Annotated in this window: 18 protein-coding genes; 7 read left to right on the top strand and 11 right to left on the bottom strand. The window is 44.5% G+C overall.

The window, feature by feature from the left end; all coding sequences use genetic code 11:
- Positions 1-111 precede the first annotated feature (111 nt).
- Both sbcD and AAA942_RS14100 read left to right on the top strand, forming a co-directional pair.
- Positions 112-1,341, top strand: a complete 1,230-nt coding sequence (gene sbcD / locus AAA942_RS14095) for an exonuclease subunit SbcD (RefSeq protein WP_338220934.1) — start codon at positions 112-114, stop codon at positions 1,339-1,341.
- Positions 1,338-4,370, top strand: coding sequence for an SMC family ATPase (locus AAA942_RS14100; protein ID WP_338220935.1), 3,033 nt, complete (start codon positions 1,338-1,340; stop codon positions 4,368-4,370). The genes sbcD and AAA942_RS14100 overlap by 4 nt, the downstream gene beginning before the upstream one ends.
- A gap of 370 nt (positions 4,371-4,740) precedes the next feature.
- On the opposite strand, the gene AAA942_RS14105 is transcribed toward AAA942_RS14100, so the two are convergent.
- The 4 genes from AAA942_RS14105 to AAA942_RS14120 all read right to left on the bottom strand — a co-directional run bounded on the left by AAA942_RS14105 (position 4,741) and on the right by AAA942_RS14120 (position 7,461).
- The gene (locus tag AAA942_RS14105) at positions 4,741-5,364 is read right to left on the bottom strand and encodes an alpha/beta hydrolase (protein ID WP_338220936.1); all 624 of its coding nucleotides are present in this window, start codon (positions 5,362-5,364) and stop codon (positions 4,741-4,743) included.
- Positions 5,357-6,307, bottom strand: coding sequence for a ring-cleaving dioxygenase (locus AAA942_RS14110; RefSeq protein ID WP_338220937.1), 951 nt, complete (start codon positions 6,305-6,307; stop codon positions 5,357-5,359). The genes AAA942_RS14105 and AAA942_RS14110 overlap by 8 nt, the downstream gene beginning before the upstream one ends.
- 97 nt (positions 6,308-6,404) lie before the next feature.
- Positions 6,405-6,932: a YceI family protein gene (locus AAA942_RS14115; protein WP_338220938.1), complete on the bottom strand. Its 528-nt coding sequence runs from the start codon at positions 6,930-6,932 to the stop codon at positions 6,405-6,407.
- A 76-nt stretch (positions 6,933-7,008) separates the two neighbouring features.
- The gene (locus AAA942_RS14120; RefSeq protein ID WP_338220939.1) at positions 7,009-7,461 is read right to left on the bottom strand and encodes a MarR family winged helix-turn-helix transcriptional regulator; all 453 of its coding nucleotides are present in this window, start codon (positions 7,459-7,461) and stop codon (positions 7,009-7,011) included.
- Positions 7,462-7,669: 208 nt separating this feature from the next.
- Here AAA942_RS14120 and AAA942_RS14125 point away from each other — a divergent pair, with 208 nt between their 5' ends.
- The 5 genes from AAA942_RS14125 to AAA942_RS14145 all read left to right on the top strand — a co-directional run bounded on the left by AAA942_RS14125 (position 7,670) and on the right by AAA942_RS14145 (position 13,340).
- Positions 7,670-8,464: an AraC family transcriptional regulator gene (locus AAA942_RS14125; RefSeq protein WP_338220940.1), complete on the top strand. Its 795-nt coding sequence runs from the start codon at positions 7,670-7,672 to the stop codon at positions 8,462-8,464.
- An 87-nt stretch (positions 8,465-8,551) separates the two neighbouring features.
- Positions 8,552-9,892, top strand: a complete 1,341-nt coding sequence (locus AAA942_RS14130) for an OmpA family protein (RefSeq protein WP_338220941.1) — start codon at positions 8,552-8,554, stop codon at positions 9,890-9,892.
- A 16-nt stretch (positions 9,893-9,908) separates the two neighbouring features.
- A complete protein-coding gene (locus AAA942_RS14135) occupies positions 9,909-10,595 on the top strand; it encodes a hypothetical protein (protein ID WP_338220942.1) in 687 nt (228 codons plus the stop codon).
- Between the two features lie 402 nt (positions 10,596-10,997).
- A complete protein-coding gene (locus tag AAA942_RS14140) occupies positions 10,998-12,404 on the top strand; it encodes a hypothetical protein (RefSeq protein WP_338220943.1) in 1,407 nt (468 codons plus the stop codon).
- Positions 12,405-12,476: 72 nt separating this feature from the next.
- The gene (locus AAA942_RS14145) at positions 12,477-13,340 is read left to right on the top strand and encodes a glycoside hydrolase family 16 protein (RefSeq protein WP_338220944.1); all 864 of its coding nucleotides are present in this window, start codon (positions 12,477-12,479) and stop codon (positions 13,338-13,340) included.
- A 22-nt stretch (positions 13,341-13,362) separates the two neighbouring features.
- On the opposite strand, the gene AAA942_RS14150 is transcribed toward AAA942_RS14145, so the two are convergent.
- The 7 genes from AAA942_RS14150 to AAA942_RS14180 form a co-directional block, all read right to left on the bottom strand.
- Positions 13,363-14,163 (bottom strand): alpha/beta fold hydrolase, encoded by an 801-nt coding sequence (locus tag AAA942_RS14150; RefSeq protein WP_338220945.1) that lies wholly within the window; start codon positions 14,161-14,163, stop codon positions 13,363-13,365.
- Between the two features lie 96 nt (positions 14,164-14,259).
- On the bottom strand, positions 14,260-15,852 hold the full coding sequence (locus tag AAA942_RS14155; RefSeq protein ID WP_338220946.1) for an amidohydrolase family protein: 1,593 nt from the start codon (positions 15,850-15,852) through the stop codon (positions 14,260-14,262).
- Positions 15,853-15,982: 130 nt separating this feature from the next.
- A complete protein-coding gene (locus AAA942_RS14160) occupies positions 15,983-16,798 on the bottom strand; it encodes an enoyl-ACP reductase FabI (protein ID WP_338220947.1) in 816 nt (271 codons plus the stop codon).
- 64 nt (positions 16,799-16,862) lie between these two features.
- Entirely contained in the window at positions 16,863-18,515 is a 1,653-nt protein-coding gene (recN, locus tag AAA942_RS14165) for a DNA repair protein RecN (protein ID WP_338220948.1), read from the bottom strand.
- 36 nt (positions 18,516-18,551) lie between these two features.
- Entirely contained in the window at positions 18,552-19,454 is a 903-nt protein-coding gene (gene porD / locus AAA942_RS14170) for a type IX secretion system protein PorD (protein ID WP_338220949.1), read from the bottom strand.
- A gap of 28 nt (positions 19,455-19,482) precedes the next feature.
- On the bottom strand, positions 19,483-20,691 hold the full coding sequence (coaBC, locus tag AAA942_RS14175) for a bifunctional phosphopantothenoylcysteine decarboxylase/phosphopantothenate--cysteine ligase CoaBC (RefSeq protein ID WP_338220950.1): 1,209 nt from the start codon (positions 20,689-20,691) through the stop codon (positions 19,483-19,485).
- Between the two features lie 5 nt (positions 20,692-20,696).
- Positions 20,697-21,008: a DNA-directed RNA polymerase subunit omega gene (locus AAA942_RS14180; protein ID WP_338220951.1), complete on the bottom strand. Its 312-nt coding sequence runs from the start codon at positions 21,006-21,008 to the stop codon at positions 20,697-20,699.
- Positions 21,009-21,028: the final 20 nt, after the last annotated feature.

A 21,028-nucleotide genomic window follows, 5' to 3' on the forward strand; every position in this document is an offset into this window, starting at 1 on the left:
TACCTTGGACTATCTTAGTATATAAAGTTTAGTCAAAAGCAGAAAATGACTAATCCCAATCCACTTATACTTCCGGAACTGCCTACTGCCTACTGAAAACTGCCTACTGAAATGATCCGAATCCTCCACACCGCCGACTGGCACTTGGGCAAGCGCCTGCAGGAATACTCCCGACTCGAGGAGCAGAAGCTCGTCCTGGATGAAATATGCCAGATCGCCGATCAAGAGCAAGTCGATTTGGTATTGCTTGCGGGAGATATTTTTGACAGCTTCAATCCCGCCCACGAAGCGGTGGAGCTACTCTACAAAACCCTACACCGACTCTCTAAAAACGGAACCCGACCCATCCTCGCCATCTCCGGCAATCACGACAGTACACAATTTGTCGAGGCACCCGATCCATTGGCCAGAGAATTGGGGATATTCTTCTACAGCCGATACGATAGCGTGATTCCCTGCGGAAAGCTGGACTCAGGCGTGGAAATTCTGAAGTCTGATAGCGGATTTGTAGAAATCCAACTGCCTCAGGCGGACTTCCCCGTTCGTGTTATCTTGGCCCCCTACGCCAATGAGGTCAGCCTGCGCACTTACCTCGGAGAGGAAGATCGGGAAGCCGAATTCCGAAAAATCCTTTCCGCCAAATGGCAGGACTTGGCAGATCGAAATTGCGATGAGCAAGGACTCAATCTCTTTATGGGCCATTTCTTTTTTATGAAAGAAGGAGAAAAGGCCGAGGTCGAACCCGAATCCGAGCGACCCATCCTCCACGTGGGAGGCACGCAAGCCCTTTTCACCCAAAACATCCCCACCCAAATCCAATACGCCGCATTGGGGCACCTTCACCGATACCATTCCGTGGGACATGACTCCATTCCGGTCGTGTATTCGAGTTCTCCCTTGGCCTATTCTTTTTCGGAAGCCGATCAGGAGAAAAAAGTAGTCCTGATCGAGGCCCAGGCTGGAAAGCCGGTCAGCTATCGCCCCATCGGACTCAAGCAAGGCCGACCGCTCTATCGGGTGAAGTTTGACAACCTAGCCGACACGCTCGCTTGGCTGGAATCCAACCCCTACTGCTTCGTGGAAATCACTTTCGTAGCCGACGAATCCATCGATGCCACTACCCGAAAAGCCATCCTAAAAGCCCATGACGGCATCGTGAGCTTGATCCCCCAACTCAAAAACACAGGCGGACAGGAATCTTTTGGGCTCCATGTAGATGACCTGGGAAAGGACATGGAGACCCTCTTCCGCCTTTTCTACCAAAGTGAAAAAGGGCAGGAGCCCAATGCCCAACTGCTCGGGCTTTTCAGAGAAATAATCAGCCAAACCGACCCCGCATGATCCCCGTACGACTGGAAATCGAAGGCCTTTACTCCTACCGTGAAAAGCAAACCGTAGAATTTGAAACGCTGACTGCTGCCGGTCTTTTTGGGATTTTCGGGGCTGTGGGCAGTGGCAAGTCTTCCATTTTGGAAGGGATTCTACTCGCACTCTATGGCAGTACCGAGAGACTGGCAGCCACCGGAGAGCGCTCCTCCATGCTCAATCTGCAGAGCGATCACCTGCTGATCAACTTTACTTTCCGTGCCGGAAAAAACAATGCCCAAACTTACCTATCCCGGTATTCTGCCAAGCGAAATAAGAAAGACCCCGAGAAAATCGATACCGGAGAACATGTATTTTACAGCTTCAAGGAAGGCCGATGGGAAGCGATAGCCGAAAAGGCTGAAACGGTCCTTGGCATGAGCAAGGAGCACTTCAAGCAGACCATCATCATCCCTCAGGGTAAATTCCGGGAGTTTATTGATCAGTCTCCCAAAGAGCGGGCGGACATGATGCAACAATTGTTTGGCTTGGAGCGATTTGATCTTTCCGCCAAAGCAGGAGAACTCAGAAAAGCTGCCGAACTGGAAAAAACCCGCCTGAAAGCCTTGCTGGACAATCTGGAAGGCATTTCCTCAGAAAGCCTCGGCGAAAAGAGGCAGGAAACTGCCGAATTGGAAGCTGAGAATCAAAAGGCCATCCAAGCTTTGAAAGAAGCAGAAGAAGAATACCGGAACCTGGAGCTCACCCGTAAGTCGTTCCTTCAGCTGGAGGAAATCAAAACCCAATTAGTCCATTTGGAGCAAAAAAGCTCTGAAATAGAGGAAAAACGCCAGCTCCACAAAGAGTTTATCACTGCCAAAACCTACCTACGTCCGGTTTGGGATCAATTGCAGGATCGGAAAAAAGACTTGGAAAAGTACGAGGTCAGTCTGACGGATTGCGAGCGGTTCAAGGAGGGGTTCGTGAAGGAAATCGCCCAATTGGAAGCCGAAGAACTCGAGCTTCGCAAAAAAAACGAGGAACGCCCTGCCCGGGAAGCTAAAATCCGGGACCTGCGGAAAGTCATCGAAATTCAGGAACTAATCCAAAAACAGGAAGCTGCCCAAAAGCAAGTAGAAATGCTTCAGCCCGAATTGGAAGCAAAAAAAGCCGAACTGCTCCAAGTTGAGTTGGCTATTCAACAGCTCGAAAATCAATCCGAAACACTGCCCTCAGCCGATCCGGAGCTATTGTCGGAGCTGAAAAGCATACAGAATCAATTGAAAACCAACGAGGAGCGGATGAAAGATTTGCTCCGGATCAAGGGGAATTTTGAACAGGAAGAGAAGAAAATCAGAACGCTCTTGACGGAAATCAATCAGAAAGTTCCGGCAGGTGAAAAAAGCCTGGAATCCTGGACTCAGACCCAAAAGTCCGTCATTTTCACTATCGAAACCGAGCGGGAAAAGCTCCTGAGAAAACAAGGCTTGAATACCCATGCCCACCTGCTCACTGACGGAGAACCTTGTCCACTTTGTGGATCTCTGGAGCATCCTTTGCCTCTCGAAGGTCAGTCCGATGAAAAAGAGATCAAAGCCAAAGAGTTGGAGATCAGCAAGGAGAAAGACTACCTGGAAAAGATCCTGGCCTTGATCCAAAGAGAAAAAGTGGAGCAAAACAACTTGGAAAACCTAGGAAGAAATCTCCAAGACAAGCTGAAAGAAATCAAAATTATCGAAGGTCAACAAGCTGATTTTTGGAAAAAACTCAAGCAGAAAACCATTCAAACAGAAGAGGAGTTGGCCGATCAGATCTCCCAACTGGCTCAGAATCACAGCAAAAAAGAAAGCCTAATCCGGCAAATCCAAACCCAACGAAAGGCTTGGAATTTGGGACGTGAAATCGCAGAGAAAGCTGAAAAACAACTCCAATCAGCCCAAATAGCGGCTCAGGATATCTCCTCCCGAATCCAATCCAAGCAGGAGGAAATCAAGGATCCGACCTTTTGCAAGCCTTTTTTCCAAAAAGAGCCCCTTTTCATTCAAACCGCCATTGCAAAAGTTGAGCGGGATATCGAAGAGGCTGCCGAACTCCTCGAGGGGAAAAGAAAACATCTGCAGGAACGAAAAACTGCCCAAACCAGAAACCTGTCCGACATTGAAAATTACAGAAGGCTGATCGAGGAAAACCGGGAAAAAATCTCTTTGCTGAGTACAGAATTCGAGCGATTGAAAAGCGAGTATGGATTCTTGGATGAGCCTGGATTGATTCGACTTTTCCATCATTCGTTGGATGCTGAAAAAACGGCGCTGGAAATCCGGCAATTCGACCAAAAACTGGCAATCACCCGCTCCAAGATGTCCGACCTACAAGCGGAAGCTGGAGTCCTTTCCTTCTCTGAAGAGGTCTTCCAGTCCAAAAAGGAAAAGCTTGAACATCTTCGAGAGCAATCAAAAACCCTTCAAAACCAACTGCTTCTCCTTCAGGAATCCATCAAAGAAATGAAGCAGAAATTGGAAGAAAAGGAGAAACTGAGTCAAAGCTTTTTGGAAATCGAAAGTCGGGAAACTGGGCTGAGAGAGCTGGAGAGACTCTTTTTCGGAAAAGGCTTTGTCAAATATGTCAGCTCGATCTATCTCCGTGAGCTCTGCAATACAGCCAATCTGCGCTTCATGAGGCTGACCAAAAACAGCCTTAGCCTCGAAATCGATGACAACAATACCTTTTGGGTGGTGGATTATCTGAACGGAGGCAAGAAGCGATTGCTCAAAACCCTATCCGGAGGGCAGACTTTTCAGGCTTCACTTTGTTTGGCTTTGGCTTTGGCCGAAAAAGTCAAAGCACTCAATCAAGCCGATCAGAGCTTTTTCTTCCTGGATGAAGGGTTTGGAGCGCTGGATAGAAATTCCCTTCGGGTGGTGTTTGAGACACTCAAGGCTCTCCGCCATGAAAACCGCGTGGTCGGCATCATCAGCCATGTGGAAGAATTGCAGCAGGAGATCGGAGTCTTTGCCCAGATCGAGCTGGATGCGGAGCGCGGGTCACAAATCCGGTATTCCTATTAGTTTTTGTCAAAAAGGGCTCAAAGGTTAAATAGATAGCACGAAGGGTTTGTAGCAAGAGGACACCAAATCTGTGAACATTTGTGTCTTTTTCTGTGTAAATCTGTGGGAAACTTTTTCCAAAAAACCATAGAATCTCTTATCGTACCTTCCTGCTTTTGTGGCCAACTCAATCCATTGAGTAATTTTACTCAGCACATTGAGTAAATTTCAAAAAATGATTTTAAATAATTGAATATCAATTATTTACAAAATAATTTTAAGCTTAAAATATAGACGAAAAGGCAAAAAAAATACCCCGACAACCTGCCGGGGACTTTTTAAACTAAATAGACCTTACAAGAAAATATACACATCCGCGAAAGGGCTGATTTTACTTTTCCCCTCGGACGAAAATATTTTTATTGACCCAATCGATCTCTTCCGGTCTTATTGTGTGATCCGGATCATCGAATAACTTTACAGTCACTTCTGCTCCCATCTGCCTGAGCAATGCCGCAGAATCTTGGATTCTGGAGGCAGGAACGTGAAAATCCCGATCACTGCTACCGATAAAAATCGGAGTTTGCTGAAAATCGCCGGAATAATTATCCGGATTAAGCATTTCTCCAATCAATCCACCTGTGAACGCCACTACTCCACCCAATTTTTGGGCATTTCGGGCGGCAAATTCCAAACTCAAACATGCCCCTTGAGAAAATCCCAGGAGATATAAATTCTCCGGTGAAATCCCCGCATCCATTACCTCTTCGAAAAGGGTTTGGATTTGATTCAAAGACGAATTCATTGCAACAAAGTTGCCACTATCTGACTTCATAAAGCCAAACGGATACCAAGAGTTTCCGTTTGCCTGAGGAGCCAAAATTGCATAGTCGGTCAAATTCAGGTATGAACTGATGCCCAAAATGCTTTCAGCGGTGGCTCCTCTTCCATGGATCATAATGATAGCCTTTCTGGCTTCACTAATCGAAACTCCCTTTCGAACGACTTTATGCATAATTTTCAGGATTTAAAGTGACGGGTACCAAAGCGGCTTCAATTCTCTTACGGCTCGGCTCTGCCCATTCAGGCAACTTGAGCAATTCACCTAAATGGGCCTCTTCCTCGTCGATGGCAAAACCGGGTTCGTCTGTTGCTATTTCAAACAATACCCCGCCTGGCTCTCTGAAATAAATTGACTTGAAATAGTTACGGTCCCTTACTTCGGTGACCTGATATCCATTTTGCATGAGGATTTCCTGGATTGCCAATTGACTTTGGGTATTTGCAGTCCGAAAGGCAATGTGATGTACGGTCCCTGCACTTTGCATGCCCCGATTTCCGCTTTTATCGATCAGGATGTCTACGATATCCCCGGGCTTGCCTTCAGTACCAAAGCGATAACGATCCCCTTCCTGACCAATAAACTTATAGTCCATATGACGGGTAAGAAGCTGCTCAGTGAGTTCTTTGGCTCTAAGGTTTAAGGTGGCTCCATAAAAGCCTTTGACAGCGTGTTCAGCCGGAATTTGACCATAGGTCCAGCCTGCACGGTCGTCTTGGTTATTGGCTATCAGTTCGATCCCCATGCCATCATGATCTTCAAATCGGATCAGCTTGTCTTCAAATCGAGTGAGGACATCTGAAACCGGCACTCCAAAGCGCTTCAGCCTTTCGATCCAAAATTCCAAAGAATCCTTACCAATAGAGAAGGCGGTGTAGGTCAACTCCCCGGTGCCTTTGGTACCTCTTCTGGCTCCCTGAAAGGGAAAAGTGGTGAATACCGTACCCGGTCTGCCTAATTCATCTCCAAAGTAGAAGTGATACACATCCGGTGCGTCGAAATTGATGGTCTTTTTGACCAATCTAAGCCCAAGGATGCCGGTATAGAAATCGATGTTTTTCTGTGCATCACCTGCTATCGCAGTGATGTGATGTATTCCTGTGATGTAGGGTCTCATGGTATTGTGGTTAAATGATAAATTCAATTATTGGATAAATAAAACCCCGAGGGCTCAGAAAACCTTCGGGGTATTAATCAAAAACCTCAAAGGTTTGTTATGCTTGCTTCACCAACTGTACGCTGAGGATCAATCGAACCTGGTCGCTGACCACTACGCTTCCTGCCTCAGTGATTGCTGACCAAGCCAGTCCAAAGTCTTTTCTGTTCAGCTTACCTTCGATTTCAAATCCAGCCTTGGTCTGTCCATAAGGATCTGCTACCACCCCTCCAAAGTCTACTGAGAGCTCGATCGCATGGGTTGTGCCTCTCATGGTCAAGTCACCCTTCAGCGAGTAATCACCTCCGTCATTTGAAAGAGTCCCCTCAAAACTCAATTTTGGATGGTTGGCTGCATCAAAGAAATCTGCTGACTTCAGGTGGTTATCACGGTCAGTCTGATTGGTGTCGATGCTGTCAATGTCAGCGGTAAAGGCAACCTTGGCTCCGTTAAAATCTTCAGATCCTACTTCGGCACTGCCTTCAAACTTGCAGAAATAGCCGGTCACTGTAGAAATCACCAAGTGTTTTACCTTGAAAGATACCTCAGAGTGGGTAGGGTCAATAATCCATTTTGTCGTGCTCATTGTTTTGATTGGTTTAAATTGTTTGTAATAAATTGTTTTAACATTATTTGTATATACATCTATTGATGTAAATTTTTTAACCTCTCAGCTTGTCCAGAAGAAAATTCAATTGCTCAACCTCCTCCAGGTTCAGGTTGACAAACTGTCGATTAGCGTCTTCGACTTGCTTTTCCAGGGACTGAAGAAGTTCCAAGCCCTTTTCAGTAATCAACACATCCACTTGACGCCGATCCGAGGGACACTCTTCCCTTCGGACCAATTCTTTCATCTTTAGCTTTTCTACCAGTCTGGAAGCATTGGACATTTTGTTTAGCATTCTTTCTTGAATAGATGAAACTGTAGTCGGAGCTCCGTTTTGGCCCCTGAGTATTCTGAGGACATTGTATTGCTCAGGAGAAATATCACAGGGCTTAAATAAAGCGCTTTGAGCACTGACCAAGTAGCTATGTGTGAAAAGCAGGTTGACCACTGCTTTGTTATAAGGATCCTTAAACTCCCGCTGTCGGATTGCTTCTTCTATTTTCCCCATATTCAATACAAGTGAATTTAATGTATATACATCTAATTTATCCAAAAGGTTTCACTCCTCATTCATCTTTTTCAGATTTTTTTAAAAAAATGCCAATTCAGAAAAGAATAAGCTATTTTACTTGATAAAAACTTTAATTTTTCCTGAGATGTATCATTCATTTCCACCTTCTAAATCAGCTTCTGGGGTAGTTACATTCTTTTATCAGATGAAAAAATCCCCCATGGCTGCTAATGACCCGGGTGAGCTTTTGATGCCATCAGGCACCGGGATTTTAGGAATTCATTTAGAGGGCCGATACCAGGTGACCGGGTTTCATTCCTACGATGGGCCTTTGCCGGAAATTTATCTGGTGGGTCAACAAACACGAAGCTACCGATTAAAAGTAGAAAATGAGGAGGCTGATATATTTGGAATAGCCCTTCTTCCTACTGCAATCTGGAGGCTTACGAAAAGACCATCCATTCAATTCACAGATAGGCCAACTCCCCTAGAGCAAGTATTTGATAAAGCTCTTTTGACTTATTTAAAACGAATAAAAGAAGAGCAAAGCTTTGAGAAAAGGGTAGAAAAAGCAGAGGAATTTATTTTGGAAATCCTCTCCGGCCTAGACATGTCCAAAACCCTGGTGGACTATGCCATGGAGTTGATTTTTGAGAAAAAAGGATGTATCAGCACAAGAGAGCTTTGCAAAGAGCTACATGTCAGCGAACGACACCTTCAGCATCTCTTTCGTCAGCAAGTAGGCCTTTCTCCACTTCAATATGCTCGAATCACCCGATTCAATTCCATATTCGTGGAATTTACCCGAGCAGGAGAAAATCCTGATTTGCCTTTTCTCACTTCTTTTTTCAACTATTACGACATTTCCCACTTTTTCAAAGACTTCAAAGCCTACAGTGGAGAATCTCCGAGTCAATTTCATCTGGAGAAGTTTTCTCTCCTCAAAGAACTGGTCGAAAATCAGCCCTATCTCACGCAAGTCCAAAACATCAAGAAATAATACTGCAAGCATTTAGCGGGTTTTTACAAGTGATTATCCATTCTCAGGGGTAATATGGATTTCGTTTTTCAAAATCCCTCAATCCCAATGAAAACCCTTAATTCACGCCCTATCTTTCTCCTTTTAACCTTTTTCGCATTTTCTTCTTTGCCTCTTCATGCCCAGTCCAAGTTTATCAAGGATTTGAAGAAAACCGCAGAAGAATCAGCCAAGCGAACAGTCGAACGAAAAGTGGAGGAAAAAGCAAGTCAGGTCACCGATGAGGCTTTTGAGACGGTGATGGAGGCTCCCAATATTTTCAAATCAAAAAAAGGACAAAAAAAGCAGGCTAAAGAAACACAGATAGAAGAAGAAGGAAGCAGTTCTTCAAAAAAACAAAATAAATCCAGCCAAAGTCCCGCTACTCCGACCCAAGAAAGCAACGACCCCTCACTTTCTATCGCTGGCCAATTCATCCCTAACGGTCAGGTCATGTACACGGATTATTTTGAACGTGACGCTTTAGGTGACTTTCCCGCCAAGTGGGAGACCAACACAGGAGGGGAAATCATTACTATCGATGATTTTAAGGCCTTGAGAACTTCGGGAACAGGCTACTATTTACCAGTGCTGCCAAAAGAACTCCCAGAAAACTATGCTGTGGAGTTTGATCTATTCACCTACAATCTTGAATACAAAACCACCACGTCAGTACGATTTGCCATTCATTTAATAGATCAGGCACTCTATACCAAAGCAAAAAAAGGAGCGAGTATGGAATTTAACCTTTGGTATGATGGAGGGTCCAAAAGAATTGCAGTGGAATCCTACGGGACCGCCAATAAAATGAGCAACACTATTCCTTATGAATACACCAATCAGCTCAATGATTTGATTCATTTTACTTTGGTCAAAAACGGCAAAAGAGTACGACTCTTCATGGAGGATGAAAAAGTGGTGGACATTCCTTCCTTGGCAGCAGAAGACCTTGGGAAATACATTCAGTTTTATGTGCGGGATGTCGATCTCCAAAAGGATTTGGTAGTAGCCATCGCCAACCTCAAGATCACAGAGGAAGGAGAAGATCTACGGTCAAAACTCTTGAGAGCTGAGGGCTTCAGCACCACTGCCATTCTATTCCAGACTGCCTCTGACCAGCTTCAATCCTCCTCTTACGATTTTTTGGATCAATTGGGGGAAGTATTGAAATCGGATGAATTCCTGAGAATCCAAATCATCGGCCATACAGACAGCGATGGTGACGATAGCAGCAATCAGATCCTCTCTGAGAAAAGGGCAATTGCAGTGGCAGATTACCTGAAGGAAAAGTTTGGAATAGCTGAAAACCGACTTCAAACTCAAGGAAAAGGAGAAGCAGAACCGCTGAATTCCAATTCTACTTCAGCAGAAAAAGCAGCCAATCGAAGAGTAGAGTTCAAGAAATTTTAATCAAAAAAAAGAAATCATGAAAGAATTTTTGAAAGCCGTTCTCTTAGTGATGCTCCTAGCACCGATTTATTCACATGCCCAGTTCAGCACCAAGACAAAAGTCCCAAGCAATGCAACTGTAAAACCAGGTACGAACCTGTCCAAAACTTCAAACCTGACTTTAACAAAAACTACTCTTCAACAAGTCCAAGCAATCAAATTAGACAAATCGCTGAGTTCTATTCCAAAAATCCAATTGAACCCAGAGGATATAGAACGAAACCGGGTAAAATCTTGGGAGATTACTCCAACTAGACCCATCACCTCTGGGATGGATCTTAGCTTTACGGGCAATTATTCCAAGGATGCGTTTTATGTTAGGCCGATTCTAGTGGGCGAATCAAACAACCTGAGGTTTTATCAGGCACTCAATCTAACCTTGATTACTTCAATGGTTGTTGATAAAGATTTCCGATTTACGATTGAACTCGAAAACCCCAACGAATTCCCTAGAGGCGCAGAAATTCTTGTATCCTTAGGTGGATTAAATTATTTACTAAAACCCGAACCAGGCAAAAAAGAAATCTATTTTTTGTTTCGAAACACAACAGCAGCGCCTCAATTCATAAGCATAGGACCCGCTGTGATTCAGGAGGACTGGCAAAACCCAAAAGGTTATGGCATATCCAAATTAAGGCTTGAAGAACTAGCTCCTGCTCAGTAATTTGTATTAATCCATTCCCCAGGAAAACATCAAATAGACCTCAGTGAGAATTCACTGAGGTTTTTTTATAACCTTCACTATTCCCTATGTCACTCCGGAAAAACCAGAGATCCGACTATTTCAACCTCTACAAGGCCCAGGCGAAAAGGAATGAAATCCTACTAAAGATTAATCATATACTTTATTTTTGCTAAATAAAGACTGTAAAATCCTTTTCATTTTTTGATGCAATTGACGAATTGCATGATTCCAAAAAACAGCCTAAAAATCGTTGAAAATGTATTTTTCACCGTCTTGATGAGTTTTTGATGTAGTGGTTTTTTCATTTGATGAAATGAAGATGCAGTTTGTTTTTTGGGACACATCAAGCATTACAAGAAATTGGGTCCAAAATAAAAACATATGAAAACCCAATACACCAAACTAATCATGATGCTCTCCCTTTTGGTAGGGGTTTGGGCATGTGACAATTACGAGCAACCACCTGTGGTGGATACTCCTCCTTCTATTACTCTCAGACCGATTACCAGCGGATTAGTAGAGGGTCAGGACTTTAGAATGGAAGTTGTTTTATCCGATGGAGTGGAAGGATCCACTATCAGCACATTGGAATCCCTGAGCTATGACTTTATCCGAGGGGGAGCTGTTGTACTTTCCGGATCAGAAGTTTTGACCGGTGACAACGCTACTGTGACTATCTCTGTGCCGGGTGGATTTGAGCCTGGAGATTACACTTTGGATTTAACAGTAAGAGACACAAATGGCAATGCGACTTCTACTGTAAGAAGTTTTACAGTTGCTTCTTTGCGCCCTGCATTTGACATCACCGGTACATGGCAAATGGAGCCGGTAGCAGGATCATTGGCTGTGGGACCAGGACCTGGCAATGGAGAATGGTTTTCTATTTCTCAAGCTGATGTGACTACCAGAGCTTGTTACTATGACGACACTTACACTTTCGGAGCTGATGGCACATTTACTATCGAAATGGGTGACCAAACTTGGTTAGAAACTTGGCAAGGTGTAGGTTCAGACCAGTGCGGTACTCCTGTAGCTCCGTTTGACGGTTCGGGCACCTACCAGTATTCTTATGCTGGAAACTCACTCACAGTAAGTGGTGAAGGTGCATTTATCGGTCTGGCAAAAGTCCACAACGCTGGCGAAATCTCAAATGGTGTACCTGCACAGGATGAAATCACCTACACAATTGTGGATCCAGTACAGGACGGCAACACCCGAAGAATGACCTTGAGAATCGAGGCCGGATCTGGAGTATGGTGGGATTTCAAGCTGATTTCCGGTGAAATCGGAGGTGTTGATGAAGTTTCTATTGTAGGAGACTGGAAAATGGAACCTGTAGCGGGTTCATTCGGAGTAGGACCAACAGAGGGAAGTACTGAGTGGTTTGCAAATTCCGCTGCAGACGTAACTACAAGAGCTTGCTTCTTCGATGATGTCTACACATTTGGTGCTGATGGTAGCTTCTCTTACGAAATGGGAACGCAAACTTGGCTTGAAGCTTGGCAGGGAGTTGCTTCAGATGCTTGTGGTGCGCCCGTTGCTCCTCATGATGGAAAGGGCACCTATTCCTACACATTTGACGGAACCTCACTTACCCTTATCGGTGAAGGAGCCCACGTAGCTTTACCAAAGGCAGTGAATGCAGGCGAACTTCCTAATGTGGAAGTTCCTGACAGTGTTACTTACAAGGTAATCAGCCTCACAGAATCAGGTGGAGTGAAAAAGATGACCCTCCATATCGAGACAGGCAGTGGAGTCTGGTGGACATTCAAACTTATATCTGAATAAGCAGTTTAAAATAAGGCAGAGCGTCAAATACAAAACGCTCTGCCTTTTAGATTTAATTAACCCAAAAACCCCATGAAACATCCGATCAATTATTTCTTTGCAGCCTTACTTTTAGGTTTCATTGGTTGCTCATCAGAGGATGACAATCCTGGCTCAGGCTCCTCCGGCTCAACTGAGGTTATTATCCCTACTACGGGATTTACTTCCCCAACGTCCTACCCTGGGATGACCCTTGTTTGGGAAGACGAGTTTAATGGAAACAGCCTTGACCTTTCTTCTTGGACTCATGAAACAGGAAAAGGGGATAATGGATGGGGTAACAATGAACTCCAGCATTACCGGTCACAAAACACCTCTGTAGAAAGAGGTCATTTGATCATCACAGCCAAAAAAGAGTCTTTTTCAGGTAGCGATTACACTTCCTCAAGAATCATCACAGAAAATAAAAAGCAATTCCGATACGGAAGAGTTGACATCCGGGCAGTAATGCCTAAAGGACAGGGGCTTTGGCCAGCTCTGTGGATGCTAGGCGCAAACATCCGAACAGTAGGATGGCCTGCCTGTGGAGAAATTGATATCATGGAAATGATCGGAGGACAAGGCAGAGAAAAAACAGTTCATGGTACGGTTCACTGGCAACAGGATGGCAACCGGGCGCAATTTGGAGGTGAATATTCACTTGCATCCGGCACTTTATCCGACCAGTTTCATGTGTACTCTATTGAATGGGATGCCACATCCATTCGCTGGTTTATAGACAACAAGCAATACCATGTGATCGATACTACACCAGAGCAATTGGATGAATTCAGAAGAAGCTTCTTTTTCATCTTCAACGTAGCTGTGGGCGGAAATTGGCCCGGTTCACCCGATAGCTCTACCAGCTTCCCTCAGCACATGATTGTGGATTATGTCAGAGTATTCCAAAAGAATTAAAAAAAGCCCCAAGGGGCTTTTTTTATGAATTGGCATTTAACCAATCTATAATCAACTGATTCACCACATCAGGCTTCTCAATGCAGCTGCTGTGACCTGCACCTGGAATACGATGGAGTTCTGCTCCGGAGATTCCCATTTGGATGAATTTTGCCTTTTCCGGTTTAGTGGCAACATCTTCATCTCCTACCATGATCAGGGTGGGACAGGTAATTTTCGATAACTCCTCCTCAACTCCCTTTCTATATATCACTCCCTCCACTGGTCCGGTAATTGATTTTTTATTTGCCATCAATTCCTTCTTCCAATGCTTGATTTCTACTGAATTGGACGGGTTAGTAAGCCAAGATTCGGCAAACATGATCGGCATGACTTTATTTGCAACCGGTGCAATAACCCCCAACCACTTTACAATTCCATTTAGCGTTTTGTACTTGGGAAGATTCTCGACAGGTTCTGCATTGGCACTCGTTTCCATCAAAATCAAACTTTTGATTAAATCAGGCCTTCTTGCGGCCAAACGCATCCCAACAAATCCTCCCATGGAAAGTCCTGCAAAATGTACTTTTCCCAATCCGAGATTTTCTATAAGTGCGGCAGCATCTTCAGCCACAGTATCCATGTCAAAAGGCCCCTTTGATTCGCTTTGACCTTGTCCCCGATGGTCATAAGCAATCACTCGATAGGATTTCGAAAGAACTTCCACTTGAGCAGCAAACATCTTATGACTCCATAGCAACCCATGAGAAAAGAGGACAACTTCTTTTCCGTTGCCTTTCTCTTCGTAATACAGGTTTACTCCATTGGCTTCTATAAATGGCATTTCACTTGATTTTGGTTACAGAATTAAGTTAAAAAGAAAATGAGAATGAAGACTGACTTCCTCATTCTCATTTCAAGAATTTCCTGATCTTAAGAATTATTCCCAGTCCAATCCCGGCTGAGTCAATCGAGCATTTTCTCTTGCCTTATGCTCATCTACAATGCGCTTTACATCCTCCAAAAGCTGTTTGGCATCATATACGATTCCATCCTTCACGGTGTACTTCACCCCACCTACTCGGACGGGTTTGTTATTGTCATCTATCCTGATCGAACCTGTCCCGTAAAGCACCTTTAGGTTTTGGAGGGGATTTTCTTCTAAAATCACAAAATCAGCCAACTTCCCCACTTCTACAGAGCCGATTTCCTTTTCCATCCCCAAGGCCTCTGCTCCATACAAGGTGGCACTGCGCAATACCTCCAAAGGATGAAAACCTGCCTCTCGAAGCAATTCCAATTCCCGGATATAGGCGAAGCCGTACAATTGGTAGATAAATCCTGAGTCCGAACCAGCTGTTACTCGTCCACCTCGGTTTTTGTATTCATTGATAAACGTCATCCAAAGTTGGTAATTTTCCTTCCACTGCACCTCTTCTTCTGTGGTCCAATCAAACCAATAGGAACCATGGGACTGTCTGCTTGGCGCATAAAACCGCCAAAGGGAAGGTAGAGTATATGTCTCATGCCATTCCTGGGTTCGGGCACGCATCAAGTCACGGTTAGCTTCATAGATATTAAATGTGGGATCTAGGGTAAAATCCAACTCCAGCAGCTCATTCATGACCTTATTCCAATGGTCAGAATAAGGTGGAGCAGCTTGCTTCCACAGCTTTCCAGCTTCTCCAAAGCGGTGCTGCTCATTTTGATAATTGTAGTCCAGTCTAAAGTCCTGAATCGTACGGTCTTCGAAAAGAGCTTCAGGTAGGCCATACCAATGCTCCATAGAGGTCAATCCTGCCCTGGCAGAATTCAGTACGTTCCATCGGGCTACATCCAACTGCTGATGGTGCATGGCAGAACGAAGCCCAATCCGCTTGTTTTCTGAAATGGCTGCCTGCATGACTTCGGGATTTGCTCCGAAAAACTTGATCCCATCAGCTCCTTTCGCTTTGTTCTCATTGACCCAAGCCTTGGCTTGTTCGGCAGTGGTGATGGGCTTCTCTGCACCTTGGCCAAAAGAAGTATAAGCCAAAATTCTAGGTGCAGTGATCTGATTGGCTGCAGATTTTTTCTTCTGGTCCAAAACCCAAGCCAATCCATTGCCAGCAGAAGGGTCCCGGATAGTAGTGATCCCATGGGCCATCCAAAGTTTGAACACATATTCAGCCGGAGTTCCCTGGCCAGTCCCTCCGATATGTCCATGCATATCCACCAATCCCGGAAGTAAGTAATGCCCCTCCATATCCAATACTTTGGTGTTTTCATCTGCCTTGGGACGTCGGTTATCATTAATCGGTAAGCCAGGGTAGCCTACTACCTGAATTTGGGCGATTCGGTTTTTCTCCACTACAATATCCACCGGGCCAATCGGGGGAGCACCTGTACCATCAATGAGGGTTACCCCACGGATGATTAGCCGATCATAAGGGCCATCTCCCTCAGATCGATCCGGTGCAGGCATAATTTGCGCTGTCGCTAATATCTGACTGGCAAAAACTGAAAATACAAACAGGGTGATCTTTTTCAACATGAGGCTGGTGGGTTAGTACAGGGATAAGTTAAGCGAAAATCAGTAATCAAAAAAAGGAATTGGGATGTGGGAAAATGAAAAAGCCTCGCTGATTGAGTATCTGCGAGGCTCATATTTACTTTTGGTTGGCTTAAAGATCCTTGAACTTGTCCATGATCTCTTCAGAAATTCCTGTAAAAGAGTATCCTCCGTCGTGGAAAAGGTTTTGCATGGTCACCATGCGGGTGAAGTCGGAAAAGAGTGTAACTATGTAATCAGCGCAAGCTTCTGCTGAGGCATTTCCAAGTGGAGAAAGTGCTTCCGCGAAGTTGAAGAAGGAATCAAAACCTCCGATACCTGTTCCTGCAGTGGTTTTGGTTGGGGACTGGGAAATGGTATTTACCCTAACTTTCTTAAGCTTTCCTAATCGGTATCCGTATCCTCTGGCAATACTCTCCAGAAGAGCTTTGGCATCTGCCATATCGGTATAGAAAGGATACACTCGCTGTGCAGCAATGTAAGAAAGTCCAATAATCGAACCCCATTCCTTCATCACGTCCATTTTCTCAGCCACATGCATCATCTTGTGAAACGAAATAGCAGATACATCGTAGGATTTCATTGCCCAATCATAGTTCAAATCACCATAGGATCTGCCTTTTCTGATATTTGGGGACATCCCGATGGAGTGAAGTAGAAAGTCAAAATCGCTTCCCAAAAACTCCTTGGCTTCTGCGTACAGCTTTTCGATATCTTCCACCAAAGTGGCATCCGCCGGAATGACAATGGTATTGCACTCTTCGGCCAATTCCTTGATGGCTCCCATTCTCATGGCAATCGGGGCGTTGGTCAGGACAAACTTCCCTCCCTGTTCTTTGACTTTAAGGGCCGTTTTCCAAGCAATGGAATTTTCATCCAGTGCACCTGTGATGATCCCTACTTTCCCTTTGAGCAAATTTTCTGGCATATTTCTTTTTTGGGTTGGTTCAAAAATTCAGGTAAAAATAGCTAAAATTTTACCATTTACGCCCTCACCCAGCCAATAGCTCTTTAGCGCTCTCAACTGCTGCTGGGGATGGACTGGCTCCGGCAATCATTTTGGCTAATTCCTGAACTCTCTCCTCTTGACTCAAAAGCTTGATTTTGGAAAGGGTTTTATCCGAAGAGTTATCTTTGAAAACAAAATAGTGCAGCTCTCCTTTGGCTGCCACTTGCGGCAAATGAGTGATGCAAATGACCTGATGCTTTTGGGCTATTTCCTTCATCATTTTCACCATCTGCAAAGCCACTTCACCCGAAATTCCCGTATCGATCTCATCAAAAATCAAAGTAGGTAAGGACATCTTATCTGCCATGAGATATTTGATGGCAAACAGCAATCTGGAAAATTCTCCTCCTGAAGCTACTTTTTTTAAGGCTTGAGGCTGACTGCCTTTATTTGCTGAAAAAAGAATTTCCACCTCATCCAATCCTGAAGGACCGGGAGAAACCTCCTTCGCCTCGATTCGGATTTGAGCATTTTCCATTCCAAGACCTGAAAGAAGACCCTCCAAGGATTTTTGGAAATCAACAAAACAGGATCTTCGCTTTTCGCTGAGCTTCTTTCCCGATTCCAGTAGCGTCTTTTCTGAATAAATAAATTCCTTTTCTGCCCTTTCCAAGCTCTCGTCCAGATTTTGAAATTGAAATACCTGATCGGCTAGCTGGGCTTCGATAGCTATCAACTCCCCTACCGAGGATACTCCATGCTTTTTCTGGAGTTGATAGATTTTGCTCAATCGATCCCGGATTTCGTCCAATTTTTCAAAATCCACTTCTACTTGGCTTTCCTCCTCTCCCAAACTGTCCACGAGGTCTTTCAGCTCGATATATACGGATTGAAATCTATCTTTTAAGCCTCCAAACTTATGAGCCAGACGCTCTAAGGCTTGCATTCCCTGATTTACTTGTGCCAGTCCCTGTAAAACGCCAAATTGATCATCCTGAAAAAGAGAAAGCATCTCATTGATTTTCAGCTTGATTTCTTCCGCATTTTCCAGGACTTCCTGAGTAGACTCCAACTCTCCCTGCTCTCCCTCCTGCAATCCCAAAACGCTGAGCTCATCCAGCTGAAACTGATTAAAATCAGCCTCCTTTTGAAGTTCGAGAGCTTTTTTCTTCAGGTCTTCGAAATTTTTCTTGGCAATTTTGAAGTCTTTGAAAGCCTTTTGATAGATTTTCAATACTTCTCCAGCCTCAGAAAACGCATCCACCAGACCCAATTGGTAAGTACCCTCTGCCAAAAGTAAGGTGTCATGCTGAGAATGCACATCCATCAGCTTTGACCCCAACTCTTTCAGCACTTCCAGCAGAACTGGAGTGTCATTTACGAAAGACCGGGATTTTCCGCTAGGGCTGATTTCTCTACGAATAATGCATGAATCAGCGTAATCCAGCTCCTGCTCATCAAAAAATTCCCGTAGTCCGTATTCGCTTAAATCAAAGACCCCTTCGACTACGCATTTTTTGTCTTCGAAAAGCAAAACTTTTGTATCTGCCCGGTTACCCAGAAGCAATCCTACTGCACCCAGCATAATGGACTTACCTGCTCCTGTTTCACCGGTTATCATACTGAGACCGGGACTAGGCTGCATCATCAGCTGGTCAATAAGGGCGTAATTGGAAATCTGAAGAGATTGTAGCATGGCAGAATTACTCAGGGCAAAGCTAAAAAATCAAGGCTAGCTTCTCAGCAGTTCGTTGTACTTTTTGGCATTGTTTGGGTCTACTTCCAAGAGGAGTTTCACAGCTTCATCCCGGATTTCGAAGGGGGCATTTTTTAGGACTTGGGAGATTTCATCCCCTTTAGCATCCATGAAGCTGATCGTAAAAATCCCGTTGGGTTGAAGTTTGTTTGCCTGCGCGACGAGACGAATCGCTTCGAGAATATTTCCGAAGGCCTTCTCCTCATCAATCTGAATCAAATCCATTCCTTGTCGATGATAGAGATAATAGGCATCCCTGATGGGAGAATAAACCGGGGAAACAAAGATGTCATTGATCAGCCAATATCGGCTTCTGCGGTCGTTAGGATTTTGTACCCAGCCTGGCCTACCGGATTGCTGCGCATTGTTGACAATCTCATTGGCAATTTCAAAGTACGGATTCCCTCCACGGTTGGAGAAGGAATCATAATCAATCCCCAATGAGATGTAGGCATAAAAAGCCAAGAGGGAACTGATGTTGTTCAAAAAGGAAAAGCGGTTGAATTCCAGAGGTTGGGATTCAATGTATTCAAAGTTCCAGCTTCTGTCTGCAAAATTGAAAAGCAAAGATTCATAATTAGTCCCATATACCGGTCTGACCACCTGTACCTGTACTGTGGCACTGTATATCCCCACTTGCGGCACATCATTGATCGTGATCAGTAGGTTCCCTTTGATTCGCTCCTCAGGGCGAAATTCATCATCAGTCCAGGATCTCCCATTCAGAAACTGCTCAAAATTGGTTTTCATCTGGGAAAAAATATCTGTGTTTTGAAAGCGGGACCGATCGCTGTTGATGATTACGGTGAAATTCAATTCCTGAGCGGAAAGCTCCAAAGCAGCTAGACAAAGGAGAAGTAAAAGTGAGATTCGCTTCATGAATTTAAACTTAGCAAAATTCCCTTGCTCAAACCCAAACCGGAATAGTTTTGATTTGATCCAAAATGAGTTCGGCAATCTGTTCTTTGGGAAGAAGGTCCGAATTAAACTTTTTTCCGTCTTTGTGGAAAATCCGCACCTTGTTTGTATCATGCCTGAATCCGGCTCCCTCTTCCTTTGCAGAATTAAGAACGATCAAATCAAAGTTTTTCTTATCCAATTTAGATTTGGCGTTTACTTCTTCATTTTCAGTTTCCAAAGCAAAGCCAATATGAAGCTGCCTTGAACCTTTCATTTTACCCAATTCCTTGGCTATATCTACGTTTTTCACCAAATCCAAGGAAAGAGTAGACTCATCCTTTTTGATCTTTTCCGAGGCTACTTGAGCAGGAGCATAATCTGCCACAGCTGCCGCAAATACACAAATATCCATTTGAGGATGAAGTGCTTGACACGCATCAAACATTTCTTTTGCTGAATGAACGTGAGTGACAAGAAATTGGTCTTTTGAAAAATCCAAAGCAACAGGTCCCGAAACGACATGAACCTCGGCTCCTCTTGAAGCAAATGATCTAGCTAATGAAAGGCCCATTTTACCGCTGGAATGATTACTGATGAACCTGACGGGATCAATAGCCTCTTGGGTTGGGCCCATGGTGATAAGGACTTTTTTTCCTGAAAAGTCACTTTTTGACTGAAAAAAATGGACTACCTGCTGGAGAATATGCTCTGGCTCAATCATTCTTCCCTGACCTGAAAGCCCACTTGCCAATTCTCCGCTTTCAGCCTCCAAAACCAGATTCCCAAAAGACTGTAATCGACGAAGGTTGGACTGGACGGAGGGGTGTTGATACATGTCCAAATCCATAGCTGGAGCGACCATCACCGGGCAGCGTGCCGATAGATACGTAGCGCTTAGCAAATTGTCACAAAGCCCGTTGGCAAACTTGGCCAAGGTATTGGCGCTCAGCGGGGCTACTATAAAAAGATCGGCCCAAAGTCCCAGCTCCACGTGGTTGCTCCATTCTCCTGTTTGTTTATTTGAAAATTCACTCAAAACAGGATTTTTCGAGAGGGTAGCCAAAGTCAACGGGGTAATAAAATCAAGCGCAGAAGCGCTCATGATGATTTGCACTTCTGCCCCGGATTTGATCAGAAGGCGGGTCAAGAGGGCTGACTTGTAAGCAGCTATACTGCCTGTCACACCCAATAGAATCCGCTTTCCTTTTAAATTCATTGGAATTACTCCTGTACCTGGTCTGGAAATCGGTGATAAACCTTGCCTTCCATGAACTCTTCCATTGCCAAAGTAGAAGGCTTAGGCATTCTTTCGTAGAATTTGGAGATTTCGATTTGCTCTTTGTTTTCGAAAACCTCCTCCAGGTTATCAACAGTGGATGCAAACTCAGAAAGTTTGTTATTCAACTCTTCCTTGAGATTGCTGGAAATCTGCTTGGCCCGCTGTCCCACGATGTGGATGGATTCGTAGATGTTGCCGGTTGGTTCTGCTACTTTATCCAAGTCCCGGGTAATGATGGATGGATTGATTGCCATATCGATTAATTTAAATTTTT

The sequence above is a fragment of the Algoriphagus sp. oki45 genome (assembly GCF_036245605.1).
Classification (GTDB): domain Bacteria; phylum Bacteroidota; class Bacteroidia; order Cytophagales; family Cyclobacteriaceae; genus Algoriphagus.

What these genes read in the sequence shown, in the direction of transcription:
- porD (WP_338220949.1), bottom strand. Translation starts at nt 19,454, where the DNA reads ATGAAGCGAATCTCACTTTTACTTCTCCTTTGTCTAGCTGCTTTGGAG.
- AAA942_RS14155 (WP_338220946.1), bottom strand. Translation starts at nt 15,852, where the DNA reads ATGTTGAAAAAGATCACCCTGTTTGTATTTTCAGTTTTTGCCAGTCAG.
- AAA942_RS14105 (WP_338220936.1), bottom strand. Translation starts at nt 5,364, where the DNA reads ATGCATAAAGTCGTTCGAAAGGGAGTTTCGATTAGTGAAGCCAGAAAG.
- AAA942_RS14115 (WP_338220938.1), bottom strand. Translation starts at nt 6,932, where the DNA reads ATGAGCACGACAAAATGGATTATTGACCCTACCCACTCTGAGGTATCT.
- AAA942_RS14100 (WP_338220935.1), top strand. Translation starts at nt 1,338, where the DNA reads ATGATCCCCGTACGACTGGAAATCGAAGGCCTTTACTCCTACCGTGAA.
- AAA942_RS14160 (WP_338220947.1), bottom strand. Translation starts at nt 16,798, where the DNA reads ATGCCAGAAAATTTGCTCAAAGGGAAAGTAGGGATCATCACAGGTGCA.
- coaBC (WP_338220950.1), bottom strand. Translation starts at nt 20,691, where the DNA reads ATGAATTTAAAAGGAAAGCGGATTCTATTGGGTGTGACAGGCAGTATA.
- AAA942_RS14125 (WP_338220940.1), top strand. Translation starts at nt 7,670, where the DNA reads ATGAAAAAATCCCCCATGGCTGCTAATGACCCGGGTGAGCTTTTGATG.
- AAA942_RS14140 (WP_338220943.1), top strand. Translation starts at nt 10,998, where the DNA reads ATGAAAACCCAATACACCAAACTAATCATGATGCTCTCCCTTTTGGTA.
- AAA942_RS14135 (WP_338220942.1), top strand. Translation starts at nt 9,909, where the DNA reads ATGAAAGAATTTTTGAAAGCCGTTCTCTTAGTGATGCTCCTAGCACCG.
- sbcD (WP_338220934.1), top strand. Translation starts at nt 112, where the DNA reads ATGATCCGAATCCTCCACACCGCCGACTGGCACTTGGGCAAGCGCCTG.
- AAA942_RS14145 (WP_338220944.1), top strand. Translation starts at nt 12,477, where the DNA reads ATGAAACATCCGATCAATTATTTCTTTGCAGCCTTACTTTTAGGTTTC.
- AAA942_RS14110 (WP_338220937.1), bottom strand. Translation starts at nt 6,307, where the DNA reads ATGAGACCCTACATCACAGGAATACATCACATCACTGCGATAGCAGGT.
- AAA942_RS14180 (WP_338220951.1), bottom strand. Translation starts at nt 21,008, where the DNA reads ATGGCAATCAATCCATCCATCATTACCCGGGACTTGGATAAAGTAGCA.
- AAA942_RS14120 (WP_338220939.1), bottom strand. Translation starts at nt 7,461, where the DNA reads ATGGGGAAAATAGAAGAAGCAATCCGACAGCGGGAGTTTAAGGATCCT.
- AAA942_RS14130 (WP_338220941.1), top strand. Translation starts at nt 8,552, where the DNA reads ATGAAAACCCTTAATTCACGCCCTATCTTTCTCCTTTTAACCTTTTTC.
- recN (WP_338220948.1), bottom strand. Translation starts at nt 18,515, where the DNA reads ATGCTACAATCTCTTCAGATTTCCAATTACGCCCTTATTGACCAGCTG.
- AAA942_RS14150 (WP_338220945.1), bottom strand. Translation starts at nt 14,163, where the DNA reads ATGCCATTTATAGAAGCCAATGGAGTAAACCTGTATTACGAAGAGAAA.